Here is a 21,720-nt window from a genome sequence, read left to right on the forward strand (position 1 = left end):
ATGGAAACTAGTGAATTATTAAAACGAGTTAGGCAAATAGAGATCAAAACCAGAGGTCTTTCCCGAAATATTTTTGCCGGGGAGTATCATTCTGCGTTCAAAGGACGTGGTATGACCTTCAGCGAAGTTCGGGAATACCAATATGGTGATGATATTCGAAATATTGACTGGAATGTAACCGCCCGCTACAATCAACCTTACGTTAAACTTTTCGAAGAAGAACGTGAGTTGACCGTAATGCTTCTGATTGACGTGAGTGGTTCCCGTGAATTTGGAACCGTCTCTAAACTAAAGAAAAATCAGATTACGGAGATTGCTGCCGTACTGGCCTTTTCGGCCATTCAAAACAACGATAAAATTGGGGTGATCTTCTTTTCGGATAAAATTGAAAAGTTTATTCCACCTAAAAAAGGTAAATCTCATATTCTGAGAATCATTCGTGAACTAATCGATTTTAAACCCGAACATCGGAATACTGATATCGGCAATGCTTTACGATACCTTACACAGGTTATTAAAAAACGCTGCACCACTTTCGTGATATCAGATTTTATTGATGATGATTTTGAAAATGCATTGACGATTGCCAACAAAAAACATGATCTTGTAGCCCTTAACATATACGATAAACGCGAACAGGAAATCCCTTCAATTGGCTTGATTAAAATTAAGGATGCGGAAACAGGCGAATACAGCTGGATAGATACTTCGAATAAAAAGGTACGGGAAAACTACGCCAAATGGTGGAGTGATAAAGACAATTTACTTGCCGAAACATTTAAAAAATCGGGGGTAGATGTGGCGAATATTCGAACCGATCAGGATTACGTGAGATCCTTAATTGCCTTATTTAAACGAAGAGGACACTAATTTTTAGAAGCAGACGACTATGACAAATAGAATTATCATCCCAAGTAAACCATTCGCAAAAGCAATATTCGCATTTGTAATTGTATTGGGAGCTACTTTTTCCTCCTTCTCGTCATATGCTCAAGAGGAAGACAAAGGCCTTAACTACAGTGCTCAACTCGACACCAATCTTATTGTTATTGGTGATCAAATAAACCTTTTGCTTTCCATCGAACAGCCAAAAGGTCTTCGGGTAGAGTTTCCTGTATTTACGGACAGCATTAGTTCGGGAGTAGAGATTGTCAAACAATCTCCTCAGGATACTATCTCATTAGAGAATGGAAATATTAAAGTGAATAAAAACTTTTTGATTACCTCTTTTGATGATGGTGTTCACAAAATGAATCCTTTTGAATTCAAAATTCATGACGAAAATCTGATGAATATCATTAGAACCGACACAATGCTTTTGGGTGTAAAAACTTTCGAAATTGATACGAGCAAAGCCAATTTCGACATTGTAATGCCAATACATACTCCAATTGCTTTTGCGGAAATTGCTCCCTGGGCTTTTGGCGGACTGCTGCTTGCAGCATTAATTGTTTTATTGATTTTATACCTGCGCAAGCGAAAGAAAAACCAGCCTTTATTCGTAAAAGTAAAACCAGCCGAACCGGCTCATGTTATTGCCTTACGCAAGTTGGATGAAATCAAAAAACAAAAGCTTTGGGAAACCGGAAAGGTGAAACAGTTTCATTCTGACCTTACGGATACAATCCGGTATTATTTGGATGAACGTTTCCAACTATCAACTTTGGAATCAACCACCGATGAGATATTGAAAGCAGTTAATACTGTGGAGGTAAATTCAGACTGGCATGCCAAACTAAAGGAAGTTCTTGAACGCGCGGATTTAGCCAAATTCGCTAAATTCACTCCTCTTCAGGATGAAAATGAACTAAGCTTAAAATATGCTTACAAAATTATTGAGACCACCATTGTAGAAGAGGCTCCTGCTAAAGAGGAAAAAGAATCTATTGCACTGGAAGAAACAAAAAAGGAAGATAAGTAAACTTTGAAAATACAAAGTATGAGTTCTATACAATTTGCAAATCCTGAATATTTTTACTTGCTGATCCTTTTGATACCATTAATAGCATGGTACATCTTAAAGGACAAGAATGCGCATGCAAGTATTCAGGTGTCAACATTAAAAGGCTTTCATTCAAGCACCAAAACCTACAAATACTACTTGCGGCATGCTTTATTTGTATTTCGTGTTTTAGCAATTGTATTTTTAGTACTTGCTATTGCCCGACCACAATCAAGTAATAGCCGAAGAGATGTAACCACAGAAGGAATTGACATCGTTATGTCGCTTGATATTTCGAGCAGTATGCTTGCCCGTGATTTTGAACCAGACAGACTGGAAGCGGCAAAAGATGTTGCTGTGAGCTTTATTACTGGCCGCGAAGATGATAAAATTGGATTGGTAATTTTTAGCGGCGAGAGTTTCACTCAATGTCCTTTAACAACCGATCATGCTGTTTTAATCAACCTTTTCAACGACATCCAAAGTGGAATGATTGAAGATGGTACTGCAATCGGACTTGGATTAGCCAATGCCGTTAATCGTTTAAAGGAAAGTAAATCGAAATCGAAAGTAGTTATTCTCTTAACCGATGGTGTAAATAATCAAGGAGAAATTGCTCCTATCACGGCTGCCGAATTAGCAAAAACTTTTGGCATAAGAGTTTACACAATTGGTATCGGAACCATGGGAATGGCTCCCTATCCTATTCAAACTGCTTTTGGTATCAGCATGAGAAACATGCCGGTAAAAATTGACGAAGAAGTATTGCAGCAAATTGCAGAAATGACTGGCGGTCAATACTTCAGGGCAACCGACAACAATAAACTAAAAGCAATTTACGAACAAATTGACAAGTTGGAGAAAAGTAAAATTGAGGTGAAAGAATACATTACAAAAAGCGAGGAATACTTAATTTTTGCGTTGTTGGCTACTTTATTTTTACTGCTTGAAATTGCTTTGCGTAATTCAATATTGCGGAATATTCCGTAATTGTTATTAATTGAACACAGAAAATCATTGAACAATGAATCAATTTCGTCTTGATCATCCCGATCTTCTATATTTATTTCTAATTCTTCCAATTCTTGGAATTTTATATTGGATTAGTTATTCAAGAAAAAAGAAGGCTCTTGCTGAATTTGGTGAGATGAATATTATCTCCCAGCTTATGCCTTACGCTTCATTTACCCGACCGTTTTATAAGTTTGGAATTCTCTTGCTGGCTTTAAGTTTTATCATTTTTGGTCTTGCAGGACCTCAATTCGGTTCAAAACTCCAAACCATAAAAAGAAAAGGAGTAGAAATTATCATTGCGCTGGATGTATCCAATTCGATGATGGCACAAGACATTCAACCCAATAGATTGGAACGGGCAAAACGAGCAGTTTCCAAAATGGTTGACAAATTGAATAATGATAAAATCGGTTTGGTGGTTTTTGCCGGCGAGGCATATACTCAATTGCCGATTACAACAGATTATGCATCTGCAAAATTGTTCTTGTCCTCAATCAGTACTGATATTGTTCCCATACAAGGAACTGCAATTGGTGCGGCAATAAACTTGGCGGCAAAAAGTTTTACTCCCGATAGTGAGGCCAGCAAAGCAATAATTGTAATTACCGATGGTGAAAACCATGAGGATGATGCAATTTCGGCGGCAAAAGCAGCATTCGATCAAGGAATTATAGTACATACTATTGCCATGGGATTACCGGAAGGTGCACCAATACCTGTAAGCAGTGGTTCCCGGGATTTCAGACGGGATGAAAAAGGGAACATTGTAATTTCAAAATTAGATCAGCAAATGGTTGAGCAGATTGCTACAGCCGGAGGAGGAAAACCAGTGATAGCCAACAATACAACAACTGGATTAAATGCACTTTTTAATGAAATTAATAAAATGAACAAAACGGAATTAGAGCAGAGAGTATATGCTGCCTACGACGAAAAATTCCAATTGTTTATTGCCATCGGATTGCTGCTGCTCTTTCTTGAATTCTTAGTTCTGGAACGTAAAAATCGCTATTTGAAGGATATCAATTTGTTTAAACCATCGAAATAGAACTCAATTCTGATTATTATGAACAAATATATAGCATTATTCATCGGCTTGCTTTGCCTCTTTAGTTTGGATGCATTAGCACAAAAGGAAAGAAAATTTATCCGTAAGGGAAATGGCCTGTTTGAAGGAAATGAATATGAAAACTCTGAAGTTGAATACCGAAAGGCTCTCGATAAAAAAATCAATTCGTATGAAGCTGGTTTTAATTTGGGAGATGCCTTGTACAAACAAAAGAAATACGATGAAGCCTTGAAACAATTCCAGACTTTAACAGTGGCTGAACAGGATCCTAAAAAACTCGGGGAAATTTACCACAACATTGGAAACACTCTTCTAATGAACCGGAAAATTGATGAAAGTATTGAGGCATACAAAGAATCCCTTCGTAACTTCCCAAATTCAAAAGAAACCAAATACAATTTGGAATATGCCCGAAAAATGAAACAAAAAGAGGAAGAGGAGAAAAAGAAACAGGATCAAAACAAGGATCAGGACAAGAAAAACCAGGACAAGAAAGATCAGGATAAAAAAGATCAGGATAAAAAAGACCAGGACAAAAAAGATCAGAAAGATCAGAAAGATCAGAAAAATAAACCTGAAGATCAGGATAAAAAGAAAGGTGATCCTGAAGAACAGCAAAATAAAATATCCGAACAGGATGCCAAGCGCTTGTTGGAAGCTCTTGAAAATGATGAAAAAAAGGTTCAGGAAAAGGTGCAAAAAGCCAAAGCTGTTGCTCAAAAAGCAAAAAGAACCAAAATCAAAAAGGATTGGTAATTGATCTTTTCTAATTGATTAATCAGTAAATTTGCGAAAGAATTACCGGACAAATTAATTGCATTTATAACATCTGAAACACATGTATATACAGATGAAGAAAATACTTCTCTCATTAGTAACAGTCATTTTAATTGCTACATCAGTATTTGCTGATGAAATTAAATTTACTGCTTCGGCTCCAAATGTTGTGGAACTTGGCGAACAATTTCGTTTAACCTATTCCCTTAACAGCAAAGGGAAAAATATTAAAATTCCAGCTCTTGATGGATTTAGAGTTCTTATGGGACCGTCAACATCAAGCAGTATGAGTACACAAATAATTAATGGAAAAGTTACTTCCAGCTCATCCTACTCGTACACTTATGTTCTTTTGGCCGAAGAAGAAGGAAAATTTGACATCAAGCCTGCAACAATTGCTGTTGATGGTGAAACCAAAACATCAAATTCGCTTACGATTGAAGTTGTTAAGGTGAATAAAACCCAGCAGGATAGCGGTTCGAAACAATCACAAAACGCTGCATCAAGCCAAAAAATCACGGAAGACAATTTATTTGTTAAGGTAAAATTAGATCGGAATAATGTTTATATGGGTGAGCACGTTGTTGCAACCATTAAAGTATATACACGACTTACCATTGCTGGATTTGGCGATTCAAAGTTCCCCTCGTTTGACGGTTTTTTAAGTCAGGAAGTGCCAACTCCAGGACAAATTTCATTAGAAAGAGAAAATATAAACGGAACCATTTACAATACCGGAATCATTCGGAAATTAATTCTTTTTCCTCAACACACAGGGGAAATTACAATTGATCCTTTTGAATTAGAGGTGATCATTCGTCAGCGTCAGGCAAACAAACGAAGTGGTTTCTTCGATGATTTCTTTGATAATTATCAAGACATAAGAGTGCCCCGTAAAAGCAAGCCGATCAAAATTCAGGTAAAAGACTTTCCATCCAATAAACCTGCAAGTTTTGACGGTGCCGTTGGAAATTTCACTTTGTCTACAACTATCGATAAAGATTCTGTGAAAGCAAATGATGCGATTACCATGCGCGTAAAAGTAGAAGGTAACGGAAACTTGAAGTTGATTAAACCTTTGGAATTTAATTTCCCAGCCGATTTTGAAGTTTACGACCCCAAAACGTCGCAGAATTTAAAAAGCTCAGAAGCAGGAATGAGTGGTTCAACCACTTTCGAATATCTGATTATTCCCCGACACGGCGGTGAATATGAGATTCCGGCAGTTGATTTCTCTTTCTTCGATCCGAAAGCAAAAATATTCAGAACACGTTCTACCAAAAAATTTACCGTTAAAGTAGCAAAGGGAGATGGAGATAATTCAGGAACTATCATTAGCTCCTTTACTAAAGAGAAGGTGAAATTTCTAGGAAAAGATATCCGCTATATCAAAACCAACGATTTCAGCCCTCAATTAAAAGGTGAGGTGTTCTTTGGAACCACAAATTTCTATTTGGCGTATATTATTCCCTTCTTCCTGTTTGTTTTAGCATTTGTATTCAACAGAAAACGAATAAAAGAAAATGCCGACACCGCTAAATTAAAAAACAAACGTGCCAACCGCGTTGCGATGAAAAGATTAAAAATGGCTTCGGCAAGTCTAAAAGCAAAACAGAAGGATCAGTTTTACGATGAGATTCTTAAAGCAATTTGGGGATATACATCGGATAAGTTGAATTTACCTTTGGAGAATCTGAATAAAGAAAATATTAGTGAGATTTTGCTTAGCAAAGGAGTTGAACCGGAACTTAAGGATGAATTTCTAAGCATACTGGACACCTGCGAATTTGCAAGGTACTCTCCATCGGCCGGTTCTTCGGAAATGGATGAGTTATATCAGACAAGCATGGATACAATCACCAAGTTGGAGAAAAATATAAAATAGATTAATTGATTGTGTAATATCAAATTAAACATGAAACGTACATGATTATTTAATCAAGGTAAGTTCCATCTGACAATTGCATAAAAATTATAAACAGATGAAAAAAGCATTACAATTTATACTCGCCATATTTATCAGCACTCAAACATGGGCTCAAGTTAACCCAATTTCTGAGGCCAATGAGATGTATAAGAAAGGGGAATACGAGAAAGCAATTCAAGCCTATGAATTTGTTTTGGATACTCATTTAGAAGCACCGGAAATTTATTTTAATCTGGGAAATGCTTACTACAAAACAGGAGAAATCTCTTCTTCCATTTTGAACTATGAGCGGGCTTTACTATTCTCTCCTAACGACAAGGATATTCAGTACAATTTAGACTTAGCCCGTAAACATGTTTTGGATAAGTTTGAAGTTTTGCCTGAAATATTTATAAAAAGATGGTTTTCTGGAATTAGAAATAGTTTTTCGGCTGATACATGGTCTTACTTCTCAATTCTATTTTTCTTACTGACGCTTATTTTTGCCTGTTTTTATCTGTACAGCAATAAATCAGGTATTAAAAAACTAGGTTTTTTCTTTGCTTTTTTTGCCTTTGGTATTTCAATCATGACTTATTCTTTTGCTTCAAAAAAGACGGATGAAATCAATATTCGTGAGCATGCAATTATTGTGAGTCCAAGTGTTACCGTTAAAGGTTCTCCGGATAAAAGCGGTACCGAATTGTTCTTACTGCACGAAGGCACTAAAGTTAAAGTGATTGGAGAACTGCAGGATTGGAGGAATATTCTGCTTAGCGATGGCAATGAAGGTTGGCTGAAAAAAGAAGACATTGAAATGATATAATTAACTCAATAACGTAAAAGGATTTCGGCTTCGAAATCCTTTTTATTCATACAACAAGCTTATTAAACAGCAATATGAAATACAGCATACAAAACGAATTCTTCCAAATTGAGGTTCTTGAAAAAGGAGCTGAACTTTGCAGTATTAAATCGAGACTTACCAATCAGGAATTTATGTGGCAAGCTGATCCTGAAATTTGGGGAAGCCACGCTCCCAACCTATTCCCGGTTATTGGCTGTTTAAAAGAAGACGGATTTATTCATGAAGGCAAAGAATATGCAATACCCAAACATGGATTTATTCGCAACAATAAAGATATTCAAATGCACAGCAAATCAGATAATGAGCTTTGTTTTGCATTAAAATCAAACGAAAACACCCGTAAAGTCTACCCTTTCGAATTTGAATTCTACATTCATTTTATATTGGATGGTAAAAAATTACATGTGAAACATGATGTGATCAATACCGGCCCAAAAGATCTACTCTTTTGTCTGGGAGGGCATCCCGCTTTTGCATGTCCGTTAAAGGAAGGAGAAAAATACTCGGATTATTATCTTGAATTTGAGCAAAAAGAAACTGCACACACCTGGATGATTGTCGACAATGGACTTATTGGCCAGGAAGGAAAATTGATTTTAGATGAAAATGATCGAATTGAACTTGCACCAGATCTTTTCGCAAAGGATGCTCTGATTTTTAAGAATCTAAAATCCTCCTTTGTGAAATTAAGGAGTAAGAATTCAAATTTCTCCTTAAAAGTCAGCCTTGATGATTTCCCTTATCTTGGACTTTGGGCAAAACCAAATGCGCCCTATGTTTGCATTGAACCTTGGATTGGGATCGCCGACAGCTATGATTCGAGCAGGGAATTTTCTGAAAAAGAAATCATTCAATCTCTTGATTTCGGCAAAACATTTAGTGCCACATATTCGATAGAAATCACAGAATAAAATAATGAGGCTGTCTCAAATGAGATAGTCTCTTTTTCGTTTTATAGTTTTTTATATTTATCACTGATTTCTTATTTTAGAGATATGAAATTAGTCCCTCAAAAATCTCATTTCAAAGCCTATCATCAAAACCAGATGATTCTTTTTCCGCCTTCTCTCTCGGATTTCATATCATCTGAACACCCTGTTCGTACCATCAGCAGTATTATTGATGGTGTCCAGATAGATCGTATCCTTGAAAAATACAGTTATACGGGAGCAAAGGCCTATCATCCCAAAATGATGCTTAAGTTATTAGTTTATTCCTATTTGTGTAATGTATATTCCTCTCGAAAAATAGAGCAGGCGGCATCAGAAAATGTACATTTCATGTGGTTGTCAGGGATGCAAAAGCCAGATCACAATACGATTGCCCGCTTTAGAAGCAGTCGATTAAAAGGTGTTTTAAAGGAAGTGTTCAGTCAAGTAGTCCTGTTACTGGTAGATTCCGGACATATTGATCTACAAACCATATATGTCGATGGCACCAAGATCGAGGCCAATGCAAATAAGTTTTCGTTTGTTTGGGGTAAAGCCATTCAAAAGAATATCCAACGCATGAAGGATCGGTTGGGGGAACTTTGGGATTATACAGAGCAGGTAGCCAAATCGGATTTAGCAAATGTAAGTAAGCCCGATTTAAGTGATGTTGATCCAGAAAAAATAGAGCAGACCATTGAGACAATTAATGAGGCCTTGAGGGATAAGAAAGTGGATGCTAAGAAACGCCGGCAACTCAACTATGCCAAGAAGAATTATGCTGATAATCTCCGAAAAAACGAGCAAAAGCTAAAGATATTGGAAGAGCGAAATAGTTATTCAAAAACGGATCCGGATGCAACCTTTATGCGAATGAAGGATGACTATATGCAAAATGGTCAGCTAAAACCAGGATATAACCTGCAGTTTAGCACACAAAATCAATTCATTGTAAATTATTCAAACCATAATAATCCAACCGATACAAAAACCTTTATACCTCATATGAAAGAGGTTCAACAGTTGTATCCAGACAAACTAAACAGCGTATGTGCAGATTCCGGTTATGGGTCTGAGGAGAATTATGAATTTCTTGAAGCGGAAGGATTAACCTCTTTTGTGAAATACAATTACTTTCATAAAGAACAAAAGAAGGGAGCCAAAACTTATTGCGAGTTTCACCCCAACAATTTATTCTACGACTCTAAACAGGATATTTACTACTGCCCAATGGGACAAGTAATGAATCTTAAGAAGATAAAAAAGGAAAAAAGCCAAGCCGGTCATTTTAAGACAATCCATGTTTATCAAGCTCAAAACTGTAACGGATGCCCACTTAGGGGGATGTGTCACAAAGCAAAAGGTAATCGAACGATTCAGATCAATCACCGACTCAACGAATTAAGAAGTAAAGCACGAGAACATTTAACCTCAGAAGAAGGATTGAAGCACAGGAGTCAAAGACCGGTTGATGTAGAGGCCGCTTTTGGTAACCTTAAACACAATAAAGGATTTAAACGATTTTTACTTCGTGGCAAAGAAAAAGTAGAAATCGAAATGGGATTATTGGCTCTAGCCATAAATCTTAAGAAAATGAATAGTAGAAAAGTGGCCTAACGGCCTTTCTTAATTCTTTTGAAGTCCTATTTCCTCTATATGAAACCTCTGTTTTGCATATTGGAGGTAAAAAAGACTTCCAAAAACAAATAAGCAGTATAAGGCAGTTTAATCTCAAAAAAACAAAAGATCATGAAAAAGAGGATGTCTACTTTGTTATGAGACATCCTCTTTTTTATCTCCAATCAAAATTAAAGACCAATATATCTTTTTTTTGCCTTTCAGAAGCAATTCTTCATCTGAAAAGTTAAATTTGTAACAGGCTTATAAATTATCTGTACTAACCACGCTAAAACAAACAAGTTAATTTGTATCATAAGTTTATAACTATTTAATCAATTTTTCGCGAATGCATATTGAAACTTTACTTGCACATTTGGCTGAAGAAGGTGGCGTGCACGATCCATACGGGGCGTCGCACTTACCAATTTATCAAACAGCTACCTTTGATCTGAAAAAACAGTCCGGATCTAAAATTTACGATTACACCCGCTCTGATAATCCAACAAGAGATGCTTTGGAAACGGTTTTTGCCAAGGCTGAAAATGGGGCATCTTGTTCGTGCACTCATACCGGGATTGGAGCAATTGCCCTGCTTTTCGAAACTGTATTAAAAGCAAACAGTAAAATTTTGGTTGAAAAAGATTGTTATGGCGGCACTTACCGACTTTTACAAGTGTATAAAGACAAATACAATGTAGAAGTTTTCTTTGCTGATTTTACTGATCTTTTGGAAATTCAAAACTTATTGGAAACCGAAAACTTTGATTTAGTTCTTTGTGAATCTCCCACCAATCCGGGAATGAAAATTATTGATTTAAGAGAATTGGCAAGGCTTGCCAAAAACAATGGAAGCAAATTTGCCGTTGATAACAGTCTCGCAACATTTGCATCTCAGAAACCGCTTGATTTGGGAGCTGATTTTTCTGTTTTCAGCGCTACAAAATACATTTCAGGACATGGAAGTACCGTTGCCGGTGCCTTGGTTTCCAAATCACAGGAAGATGGCGAAAAAGTTGCCTATTTTGCCAATGCCGAAGGTCGTTCCCAAAATCCTTTTGATGTGTTTTTAATCTCACTGGGAATACCTACTCTCCCCTTACGACTCAAGCATCATGAACAAAGTGCAATTCAGGTTGCTGAATATTTGGAGAAACACCCAAAAGTGAATAAGCTGGTGTATCCAGGTTCCAAAAATCATCCGCAACATGAGTTGGCAAAATCTCAAATGAAAATTTTCCCCGGCGTACTCACTGTTCACATGCAGAACGTTGAAACGGCTGAAAAATTGGTAGCAGCCACTCGCTGGTTTGGAGAAAAGGCCTCATTCGGAACTGCTGATTCCCGCATTGAAATTCCTGCTAAAATTAGTCATGCATCCTTTTCTAAAGAGGATCTGCAAGCGATTGGAATCTTCCCATCTACGGTTCGATTGTCCATCGGACTGGAACACATCGATGATCTGCATGAAGATTTAGAAAACGCACTTAAATAATTTAATGGAAAAATGCATGGTTAAAACCCCATACCGAAACATAACTTGCGGAAAATCGATTCCACCACACAATGTTCACGCTATTTCTGTTAGTCTTCCAACTATTCAGGATGTATATTCCTATGAAGAAAATAAGAATAACTGGCGGAATTGCATGGAAACAGGCTATCCCCGCTTTTTCTGTCATCCTTACGAAAAAAAGGTTATTGAATATTTTAAGGCTCATTTTTCAATTAGCGAAGAGAAACATCTCTTCCTGTTTCCATCAAAATCCTCCTGTCAACTTGTAAGTAGTTTTTTTGAACTTAATTTCAGAGAATATGAATTAAACGGAATCTTCACCATTTCTGTTGATTCGCAAAATCCTGCTCTCAAAAAAGCATGCGACTTTATTCAGCATACCGGACACAAAGTTTTTTCGAGACAATTAGAGGATTTCTTACTCAAGCTAAAACTCATAAACAATCCCCATCAAGAGGAAATGCTTTCTACCAATCCGGAACAGCACGTTAAACAAGAACTCCAAAAACAGTTCCTGCTAGATAAAAATCAAAATATTGAACTATTTTCGAGTGGAATGAATGCAATATATTCTCTTTTTGAGGGCATTAATCAAATTCAAAAGCTAAAAAAAGCCACTGTTTTCATTCAATATGGTTGGTTATACACCGATACCATAGATATTTTGAGAAAGTACAGTGAATCTTATTTTGAGGTAATCTGTGTTTACGACGAGAAAGAATTACTATTGATAATAGAAGCTAACAAAGGGAGAATTGCCGCAGTATTTACCGAAATCCCAACCAATCCTTTTCTTCACACTCCTAATTTGCCTTTTCTATATTCGCATTTAAGCAAGCTCAATATCCCATTAATTGTGGATGGAACAATTGGAACATGCGTGAATATGAATTATCTGCCTTATTGTGATTTTGCGGTAGAAAGCCTCACAAAATTTGCATCTGGAATGGCTGATGTTATGGCTGGTTGTGTTGTTCCAAATCCTAATTCGAACTGGACAAAGAACAATTTGGTTAATTTAAAACCCTACCAACAAGAATTATACAGAAGAGATTTGGAACGAATTGCATTTCAAATTTCAGGTATGGAATCGAGAGTTAAATCCATTCAAAAAAATGTATTTGAATTGGCTCGTTTTTTCGAATCACATCCTGCTGTAAAGACAGTTAATTGGTCTCACCATAAAAGAAACAAAGCCAACTATTCGAAAATTGAAAAAGAAGAAAACAACTATACCGGTTTAATTTCTATTGAATTTGATGGCCCAATTGAAAAGTTCTATGATGCTCTTGAACTCCCGAAAGGTCCAAGCCTCGGTACAGAATTCACATTGGTAATGCCTTATTTTTATTTGGCTCATTACGATATGATTAAATCTGAAAAGGGACGAAAACTGCTTACCGAAAAGGAAATCAACTGGGAATTGGTTCGTATATCAGTGGGTACAGAGCCAATCGAAGAATTAATCAGAATTTTCGAAAAAGCCTTAAATCAAATCTAAAAAAAAACTCCGAATCTCATTCGGAGTTCTTAATTTTAAAATCTATACAAGAGCCGGATAGTCGGTATATCCAACTTCGTTACCCCCGTAAAAAGTTTCTTTATTAGCTACATTCAATTCAGCTCCTTGTTCAAATCGTTTTTCTAAATCAGGATTGGCTAAATAGGGTACTCCGAAAGAAACCAATTCTGCTTTTTTCGAAGCAATAACTTTATGACCTGTCTCTTTCGTAAATCCTCCATTCACCATACGAACACCTTTGTACTGTTTCCCGTAATAATCAACCACATTCTTTATCAATTGAGGGTGATCATCAAGAGGCATCAATGGTTCAATCAAATGCAAATAAGAAAGATCATATGCGTTCAATTTTTCAATCACATAATTAAAAATTGATGTTGGATCCGAATCTCCCATATCATTAAATAAACCACTAGGCGAAAGACGAATACCCACCGCTGAAGAATCCCAAACCTGCAGCGTTGCGTCTAAAACCTCAAACAGAAAACGGGCTCGATTCTCTACTGTTCCACCATATTTATCAGTTCGGTGGTTTGTTTTATCTTCCAAAAACTGATCGATTAAATAACCATTTGCTGCATGAATTTCAACGCCGTCAAAACCTGCATCCTTCGCATTTTTCGCTGCTTTTTTATAATCTTCCACAATGCTTGCAATCTCCTCTGTTTCCAAAGCTCTCGGAGTCACAAAATCTTTCAGTCCCTCATACGTAAATGCTTGTCCCGCCGGCCGAACAGCCGAAGGCGCTACCGGTAATTCTCCGTTGTGAAAATCAGGATGCGAAATTCGCCCAACATGCCAAAGTTGTATAAATATCTTTCCGCCTTTGTCATGAACAGCCTTTGTAACTTGTTTCCAGCCTTCCACCTGAACTTTACTATAAATTCCAGGCGTTGCCGGATACCCCATTCCTTGAGGCGAAATTTGACTGGCCTCTGTAATAATTAATCCTGCTCCTGCCCTTTGTTGGTAATATTCTGTCATTAGTTTGGTAGGAGCATTTCCTTCTCCAGCTCTGTTTCTGGTCATTGGAGCCATCACCATTCTATTTTCCAATTCGATTTTACCAATCGCAAAAGGAGTCAATAATGTATTTTTAATCATCTTCTTTTTCGTTATTTTTATTTAATCAAGATATAAATAAGATTCTGATTTCTAAAAAAAGAAATATTAGAGATAAGTATAAATGAATTTATAGTTGCTATTTATTATTGAGCAAGAAAACAATCAAGTTGAATTTCTATTGATCTCAAGATTGGTTTGTATCTTCGCTAAAAATTTGAAAAGAATGAAACGTCTGTGATTTAATAATTATTAACTCATACATGAGCATGATTGTTTAATCAAGATAAATTCTTTCTGACATCTTTAAACAATTTAAGACACATGAAACAAATAGAACTATTAGCTCCAGCCAAAAATATGGAAACAGGAATGGCTGCCATTAATTACGGAGCTGATGCTATATATATTGGTGCACCTAAATTTGGTGCCCGATCAGCCGCAGGAAATACTCTCGAAGATATTGGGGAGTTGATTAAATATGCTCATAAATACTGGGCGAAAGTATTCATCACGATGAATACGATTCTATATGACCATGAATTAAAAGAAGCTGAAGAGCTGATTCATAAACTTTATAAGCTTGGCGCTGATGCTTTAATTGTTCAGGATATGGGTGTTCTGGAAATGAATCTTCCTCCTATCGAACTTCATGCCAGTACACAAACTCATAATTACGATATCGATCGGATTAAATTTTTAGAACAAGTCGGATTTAAAAGAATTATTCTTGCCCGGGAGCTTTCCTTGGATCAAATTAAAGAAATCCGCAAAAATACTACGGCAGAGCTTGAATATTTTATTCACGGCGCATTATGTGTTTCACTTAGTGGGCAGTGCTATTTCTCTCATGCTGTTGGCGGACGCTCTGCAAATCGCGGAGAATGCAGTCAGGCTTGCCGGATGAAATACGATTTGGTTGACGGAGAAGGAAAAGTAATTGCGAAAGACAAACACCTGCTCTCTTTAAAAGACCTGAATCTCTCGGGTCATATGAAAGAATTGGTGGAAAGCGGCATTTGCTCTCTGAAAATTGAGGGACGTTTAAAAGACAGTTCCTATCTAAAGAATGTTACAAACTATTACAGAAAAGAATTAGATGATGTTTTTGCAAAGAAAAAAGAATTTGAAAAAGCATCGTCAGGGACAGTTAAACCAAACTTTGAACCGGATTTAGAGAGAACTTTTAACCGCGGTTTCACCAACTATTTTTTTACAGGTAGAATTCCCGAAATCGCAAATTTCCACACGCCAAAATCATTAGGAAAAGAAATTGGTAAGATTGTTGACATCCGAAAAGATCATTTTATAATTGATACCAAATTTGAAATTCACAATGGTGATGGTCTTTGCTTTTTTAATCACAATAAGCTGTTAAAAGGAATTCTGGTGAATGGAGTAAAAGGGAAACAGGTTTTCCCAAATGAAATGAGCATGCTGGTTAAAGGTGCTGTTTTGTATCGTAATAACGATCACGAATTTGCCAAAATGCTAAAAAGAGACAACTCTATCAGAAGAATTTCAACGGATCTTTTTCTGGAATTTAAAGAAAATATTCTGACCTTATTTGCTGCAGATGAAGACGGCATTAGTGCTTCGGTTCAACTTAAGGAAGAGTTTGAATTGGCCCGCAATGCTGAAATGGCAATTACTAATCTTAAAAATCAATTATCAAAATCGGGAGATTCAATCTACTCGATCAATTCCATTGACACCAACTTTACTGAAGCTCCCTTTGTTCAGGCCAAAGTGCTGAATGAGCTGCGCCGACAGGTTCTTGATTCTTTAACTGAAAATCGGCTTAATGCATTTCAACAGCCCAAAACGAGAGCGCTAATCTCGCATCCCAAATACCACACAAAAAACCTGAATTATATGGGTAATGTGGTAAATTGTAAAGCCGAAGAGTTTTATCTCAAGTGTGGGGTCGAAAAAATCGAAAAAGGTTTCGAGTTGCAATCCAATTTCAAAGGAAAAACACTCATGACCACAAAACATTGTTTGCGTCATGAATTTGGTCTGTGCAACAAAGAGGTCAGTACCGGACAAAAAACAAATCAACCATTGTATCTTGTTGATAATAAAAATCGTTACAAACTTGAATTTCAGTGCCAGCGTTGCGAAATGAAAATTATTTTTGAATAGAATTAACCCAGATTTGAACCCTATTTAAGAATTTAAGCTATGGTTCACTATATAGAAAAATTAATTCGCGAAGGAGAACATCAGCAACAGGATTTTAAATTCTGCATTGCTGATTCCCGGAAAATTGCCAAATCCTTGTCTGCTTTTGCCAATACCGACGGAGGAAAATTACTTATTGGTGTGAAAGACAATGGGAAAATTGCCGGGGCAAAAGTAGAAGAGGAATTCCATATGATAAAAGCCGCTGCTGAGATGTACTGCCGTCCCAAAATTACTTTCGAAAGCAAAGTCTGGCAAATAAACGGAAAAAATGTTTTGGAAATCACTGTACATCCTTCAAAAAAAATGCCTCATTATGCCGAAAATGAGAAAGGGAAATGGTTGGCGTACCTGAGAAGAGATGATGAAAATATTTTGGCAAACAAAGTTCTTCTTGAAGTTTGGAAACAAAAATCAAAACCAATTGGCACTTATTTAAAATACACCGAAACAGAGACCATTCTAATGGAATACCTCAATAATAATCAAGAGATTAGTCTCAATCTATTTTGCAGAATTGCAAAAATTAGTCGTTACAAGGCAGAACGAATAGTCGTGAAACTAATTTGCTGGAATGTTATTGAATTGAGCTTTTATGAAGGAGGTACTAAATATCTCATAAAACGAGAAGAAAATTCAATTATACAACAACCACCTGTCAATGATTATTAAGCCTTATACATCTTATTACGAGCTAACTTACGCCATTCTGACATATTAAAAAAAAGCATAAAAAAACCGCACTAATTAATAGGATTTTAAACTCCTAAATGACAGGATTTGAGTGCCAGCCTGATCAAGTTTCCCCTGTGCCGAAACAACCCGAAGGTTGGGGCCTGCTTTAGCAAGCTTGTAGCTTTCTCGGTATCTTATAAATGTTGAGTTTAACAATCGCTAATTAATGCGGTATGCTATTATCTTATATACAAAGAACGTTCTCTTATTACTTGCAAGCTAAGGAAGAATCTCTGCTTTTGCAAGGCTTACGTTAATTTTTTTATTCTAAATTAAACAAATTCATGCTTCCATTTTCTCAAAGCTCAAGTTATTAAAACGTTATACAATCAAGACTCCCTGCATAAAGCAGGAAATTTGGATCAATCAGCAATATTTGTATTTTTGCCAAAAAATAGCTTCATCCGTGGTATCCTATATCAATATACATACGCATAACTGTAGTTATCAGTCCAATGTTCGTTCTATCCTACCAATTCAGTCGGAAGAACAACTGTTAGACAGCCAAACGGTATCTTATTCTGTAGGAATTCATCCATGGGCAATTAAGTCCATAAACATTCCTTCGACATTGAATAACATAGAAAATCTGGCTTCATACCCGTCAGTTTTAGCCATTGGAGAAATAGGGCTTGATCGAATCATCGAAACTCCTCTTTCCATTCAGAAAGAAATATTTTTGAAACAATTGCAGATAGCCGATCAGTTTAATAAGCCTGTAATTATCCATTGCGTAAAATGTTATTCAGAAATAATCAGCATTCGTAAAAAAACAAATACTAAGCTGCCATGGATTATTCATGGATTTGTTAAGAACTTGCAAATTGCCGAAGATTTAATAGAATTGGGATGTTACATTTCATTTGGAAAGGCTTTACTGATTAATAAGAATTTACAACACATTTTCAAAACACTTCCTGTAAAAAAAATATTTCTTGAAACGGATGACAGTGATACAGATATTGAAGAAATATACAAAAAGGCAGCTACTATAAAAGATCTTAAAATAGAGGATCTACAAAAAGAATTACTATCAAATTTTACGACCTGTTTTAATAAATGATGAATACAGAATGGCTAAGTAGAACAGAACTGCTTCTTGGGAATGATAAATTGGACAAACTAAAAAATGCACATGTTCTGGTTGTTGGACTAGGTGGTGTTGGAGCTTACGCGGCAGAACAAATATGTCGCGCCGGTGTTGGAGAAATGACCATTGTTGATGGCGACGATATTGAAATTACAAATATCAACCGTCAACTCCCCGCAAGTATTAGTAATCTGGGGAAAGATAAGGCGAAAGTAATGGGCGAACGTCTTTTGGATATCAATCCTAATTTAAAACTCAACGTACTTAACGAATACCTTCGTGACGAAAGAATGATTGAAGTTTTACGAGAAAAAAAGTACGACTATGTTTTGGATGCAATAGATACTTTGGCTCCAAAAATTTTTCTAATCTACCACAGTTTAAAAAACAATCTAAAAATTGTGAGCGCAATGGGTGCTGGAGGAAAAATGGACCCAACAAAAATTCAGATTACTGATATCTCCAAATCTTATAACTGCAAATTGGCAAGAATGCTTCGTAAAAAACTTCACCAATTGGGTGTACACGAGGGCGTACAAGTCGTTTTTTCTCCCGAAGAGGTATCTAAAGATGCAGTTGTACTCGCTGAAAGCAAAAATAAAAGATCAAATGTAGGTACCATTTCATATATGCCGCCTTTATTCGGATGCTTCTGCTCTTCGGTAGTAATAAATGGTTTATTATCAGATTAATTATTTTCACAGTACAGAAAAGCAAGATTCGCTGTTGTTCGTTAAAATATTATTACATTGACAAGGACTAACGCATCGTTATTTCTAAACCAACTACCATGATCTACTACGATATTCTTCCGTCTCCTTTGGGTAATTTGTTGCTTGTTGCAGATGATAGTGGTCTTAAACAAATTCTATTTGATGAAAAAAATCAATCAAATAAACTAAAACCAAATTGGATCAAAGATTCCAATAAATTAAAGACGGTTGCCGATCAATTAATTTCCTACTTTACCAATGAGCGAACTACATTTGATATAAAACTCTCGCCTGATGGAACTGCTTTTCAAAAACAAATATGGAATCAACTTCTGAAGATTCCATATGGTGAAACATGTTCTTATCAGGATATTGCCATTGCTATTAATAAACCTTCTGCCTGTAGAGCAATCGGAATGGCCAATTCAAAAAACCCGATACCTATAATCATTCCCTGTCATCGGATTATCGGAAAAAATGGGAAACTTACGGGTTATGCCGGAGGACTTGCCAATAAAGCTAAACTACTAAAAATTGAAAACATTGATCTTACTCCTTCAAAAGAACAATATCTGCTGTTTTAAATACCGTTTTCTCTTTATCTATCAGGCTCTTCTATCTTATTCATGTTTTATTCGTTTTTCCTGAATAAGAAATATAAATACGCGAAATAGCTTTGATATCATTGACAAATAGGCTAACTTGCGCAAGGCAATTTTATAGCTAAATGCTATTGATTTAGCTTGTGAAATTTGCAAAAAAAATCATAAAAATCAATATCCAATTACATGAGTAAAATTTTAGGACATAGTTTCCATATCCCAGTTATGGGAACCGGATTTACGGTGGACACTCCTGTAAAAGTGGCTCATTTAGGAATTTCATCGGTTGTATCAATTGTTGATGATATTCTACTTGAGAAAATGAGAGAATTGTATTGCAATAAACTCAGTTTGCCATTTTTACCAATTTCGGAGAAGACTAAAGATTTTCGTGCAGAAAGAATCACCTCTTATCTTAATTTGATAGATAAGATCGTAAAAGAGAAATTTGAGAATCTAAAATCATCCGTACAAGAAAAGAAAGAAAATCTTGAAGAATATCTTGATTTACTTCCTGATTTTTCAGAAGTAAAAAAAGAATTTAAAGAAAAATTTGAAGGCAATTCTTACGTAAAAGAAGCGAAAGAATGGTTGGTAAAAAACCTTCCCCTTGGTTCTATTGATGTAAACATCATGACCAAGCTAGACAAAGATAACTTTTATGAAGGTGAGCAATTACCTGCAGAATACAACGATGCACATGCAGCTCTTCGTGGATTTGCCATGAGTAACCTGGAGAGCTCCATGGTTTTATCTGCCGGAATGAACCCACGCTTATATGGTTATTTAGAGCAATTTGAAGACTTTTATCCGGATGAAACCGGCCATATAAAGAAGAAAATTGTTCTGAAAGTAAGTGATTACCGCTCTGCTTTAATACAAGGTAAATTCCTTGCTAAAAAAGGAATCTGGATTTCGGAGTTCCGAATTGAATCCGGTCTGAATTGTGGTGGTCATGCTTTTGCAACCGAAGGCTTTTTAATGGGCCCAATTCTTGAAGAATTTAAGAATAACAGAGAAGAATTAAGAGTAACTCTTAATGAGATTTTATTTCAAGCTCTAAAGGGAAAAGAAAGAACCTGTCCAAAATCAAATTTAGACATAAGAATCACAGCTCAAGGTGGAGTTGGAACAGCTGAAGAGCAGGAGTTCCTTATGGATCATTACAATCTCGACTCAATTGGGTGGGGATCTCCATTTCTTTTAGTTCCGGAAGCTTGCGATGTTGATGAAAATACCTTACACCTGCTTGAGGAAGCTCAGGAAAAGGATTTAAAGCTTAGTCATGCTTCTCCTCTAGGCGTTCGTTACAACAACCTTGTTGCAAACACCCGAGACAGAGATGTTCTTAAGAAATTTGCAGAAAACAAGCCAGGAAGCGCATGTACAAAAAAATACATGTTAGCCAATACTGAATTTACAGAAAAACCAATTTGTACAGCTTCTGTTCAATATCAAAAGTTAAAACTGGCTGATTTAAAAGAGAAAAATCTTCCGGAAAAAGAATATGAAAAAGAAGTTAGCTTACTTCTTGAAAAAACCTGTTTGTGTAAAGGTTTATCGGCATCTTCTTTTTTGGTCAATCACATCGACACAAAAGCAGATGGTGATGGGGTTTCGATTTGTCCGGGACCAAACCTGGCCTATTTTTCGAAAAAGGCTAAATTGAAGGAAATGGTTGATCACATTTACAACAGAACGAATCTGATTGTTAGAACAGACCGGCCTCATATGTTCATAAAAGAAATGAGCCTGTATGTTGACTATTTAAAAGAACAAATTGATGAGCTTCATAATCCTGTAGCCAAACAACTTAGATCTCTTGAAAAGTACAAAGACAACCTCTTAAACGGAGTTGACTACTATAAAAATTTATCAAATAATATAACCGATAAATTTAAAAATATGAAAAGCCAGGTTGGCAAAGACCTCGAGAAATTAGAACTTGAAATCCGGGGATTGCTAATCTCCTCTGAAAAATAATTAACATGAAAAGCCAATCGGATATCGATTGGCTTTTCTTTTCCCAATCCCTCACCATCAAGCCATTACTCAAGGCGAACAACTAGAATGGCGTAAATTACCCATTTTTTTTGAGTGTTTCCATCCTACACATTGGGTAAAACCAATGATTTTTCTTTCTAAAAAAACATCCATTTTTGTAAGGTGAAAGG

At 36.2% G+C, this 21,720-nt stretch carries 18 protein-coding genes; 17 read left to right on the forward strand and 1 reads right to left on the reverse strand.

The annotated features are described in order from the left end of the window. The 11 genes from ACKU4N_RS14020 to ACKU4N_RS14070 all read left to right on the forward strand — a co-directional run bounded on the left by ACKU4N_RS14020 (position 1) and on the right by ACKU4N_RS14070 (position 13,139). On the forward strand, positions 1-870 hold the full coding sequence (locus tag ACKU4N_RS14020) for a DUF58 domain-containing protein (RefSeq protein ID WP_321317299.1): 870 nt from the start codon (positions 1-3) through the stop codon (positions 868-870). Between the two features lie 19 nt (positions 871-889). Continuing rightward, on the forward strand, positions 890-1,921 hold the full coding sequence (locus ACKU4N_RS14025) for a hypothetical protein (protein ID WP_321317301.1): 1,032 nt from the start codon (positions 890-892) through the stop codon (positions 1,919-1,921). Between the two features lie 18 nt (positions 1,922-1,939). Continuing rightward, a complete protein-coding gene (locus tag ACKU4N_RS14030) occupies positions 1,940-2,932 on the forward strand; it encodes a vWA domain-containing protein (RefSeq protein WP_321317303.1) in 993 nt (330 codons plus the stop codon). Between the two features lie 34 nt (positions 2,933-2,966). Continuing rightward, the gene (locus ACKU4N_RS14035; protein WP_321317305.1) at positions 2,967-4,004 is read left to right on the forward strand and encodes a vWA domain-containing protein; all 1,038 of its coding nucleotides are present in this window, start codon (positions 2,967-2,969) and stop codon (positions 4,002-4,004) included. Between the two features lie 18 nt (positions 4,005-4,022). Further along, on the forward strand, positions 4,023-4,781 hold the full coding sequence (locus ACKU4N_RS14040; protein ID WP_321317307.1) for a TPR repeat aerotolerance protein BatC: 759 nt from the start codon (positions 4,023-4,025) through the stop codon (positions 4,779-4,781). 94 nt (positions 4,782-4,875) lie between these two features. Continuing rightward, positions 4,876-6,687, forward strand: coding sequence for an aerotolerance protein BatD (locus tag ACKU4N_RS14045; RefSeq protein ID WP_321317309.1), 1,812 nt, complete (start codon positions 4,876-4,878; stop codon positions 6,685-6,687). 97 nt (positions 6,688-6,784) lie between these two features. Continuing rightward, positions 6,785-7,534: a tetratricopeptide repeat protein gene (locus ACKU4N_RS14050; RefSeq protein ID WP_321317310.1), complete on the forward strand. Its 750-nt coding sequence runs from the start codon at positions 6,785-6,787 to the stop codon at positions 7,532-7,534. Between the two features lie 74 nt (positions 7,535-7,608). Further along, the gene (locus ACKU4N_RS14055; RefSeq protein ID WP_321317311.1) at positions 7,609-8,487 is read left to right on the forward strand and encodes an aldose 1-epimerase family protein; all 879 of its coding nucleotides are present in this window, start codon (positions 7,609-7,611) and stop codon (positions 8,485-8,487) included. Positions 8,488-8,571: 84 nt separating this feature from the next. Then, complete coding sequence (locus ACKU4N_RS14060) at positions 8,572-10,122, forward strand: IS1182 family transposase (RefSeq protein WP_156197454.1); 1,551 nt, start codon at positions 8,572-8,574, stop codon at positions 10,120-10,122. Positions 10,123-10,471: 349 nt separating this feature from the next. Then, the gene (locus tag ACKU4N_RS14065; protein ID WP_321317313.1) at positions 10,472-11,617 is read left to right on the forward strand and encodes a trans-sulfuration enzyme family protein; all 1,146 of its coding nucleotides are present in this window, start codon (positions 10,472-10,474) and stop codon (positions 11,615-11,617) included. Positions 11,618-11,633: 16 nt separating this feature from the next. Further along, positions 11,634-13,139: a PLP-dependent transferase gene (locus tag ACKU4N_RS14070; RefSeq protein WP_321317315.1), complete on the forward strand. Its 1,506-nt coding sequence runs from the start codon at positions 11,634-11,636 to the stop codon at positions 13,137-13,139. Between the two features lie 42 nt (positions 13,140-13,181). Here the strand turns inward: ACKU4N_RS14070 and ACKU4N_RS14075 are convergent, their stop codons facing one another. After that, positions 13,182-14,264 carry an alkene reductase gene (locus tag ACKU4N_RS14075; RefSeq protein WP_321317317.1) on the reverse strand — a complete coding sequence of 361 codons (1,083 nt, stop codon included), beginning with the start codon at positions 14,262-14,264 and terminating at the stop codon, positions 13,182-13,184. A 282-nt stretch (positions 14,265-14,546) separates the two neighbouring features. On the opposite strand from ACKU4N_RS14075, the gene ACKU4N_RS14080 reads away from it, so the two are divergent. From ACKU4N_RS14080 to ACKU4N_RS14105, 6 genes are all read left to right on the forward strand, one after another. Beyond that, the gene (locus ACKU4N_RS14080; RefSeq protein ID WP_321317319.1) at positions 14,547-16,367 is read left to right on the forward strand and encodes a peptidase U32 family protein; all 1,821 of its coding nucleotides are present in this window, start codon (positions 14,547-14,549) and stop codon (positions 16,365-16,367) included. Positions 16,368-16,406: 39 nt separating this feature from the next. Then, positions 16,407-17,078 (forward strand): AlbA family DNA-binding domain-containing protein, encoded by a 672-nt coding sequence (locus tag ACKU4N_RS14085; RefSeq protein ID WP_321317321.1) that lies wholly within the window; start codon positions 16,407-16,409, stop codon positions 17,076-17,078. A gap of 469 nt (positions 17,079-17,547) precedes the next feature. Continuing rightward, positions 17,548-18,204 (forward strand): TatD family hydrolase, encoded by a 657-nt coding sequence (locus ACKU4N_RS14090; RefSeq protein WP_321317323.1) that lies wholly within the window; start codon positions 17,548-17,550, stop codon positions 18,202-18,204. After that, complete coding sequence (locus ACKU4N_RS14095) at positions 18,201-18,923, forward strand: tRNA threonylcarbamoyladenosine dehydratase (RefSeq protein WP_321317324.1); 723 nt, start codon at positions 18,201-18,203, stop codon at positions 18,921-18,923. Before ACKU4N_RS14090 ends, ACKU4N_RS14095 begins: the two co-directional genes overlap by 4 nt. A 98-nt stretch (positions 18,924-19,021) precedes the next feature. Continuing rightward, entirely contained in the window at positions 19,022-19,528 is a 507-nt protein-coding gene (locus ACKU4N_RS14100; protein WP_321317326.1) for a methylated-DNA--[protein]-cysteine S-methyltransferase, read from the forward strand. Between the two features lie 204 nt (positions 19,529-19,732). Next, entirely contained in the window at positions 19,733-21,529 is a 1,797-nt protein-coding gene (locus ACKU4N_RS14105; RefSeq protein ID WP_321317328.1) for a hypothetical protein, read from the forward strand. Positions 21,530-21,720: the final 191 nt, after the last annotated feature.

The organism is Labilibaculum sp. (genome assembly GCF_963664555.1).
GTDB lineage: Bacteria > Bacteroidota > Bacteroidia > Bacteroidales > Marinifilaceae > Labilibaculum.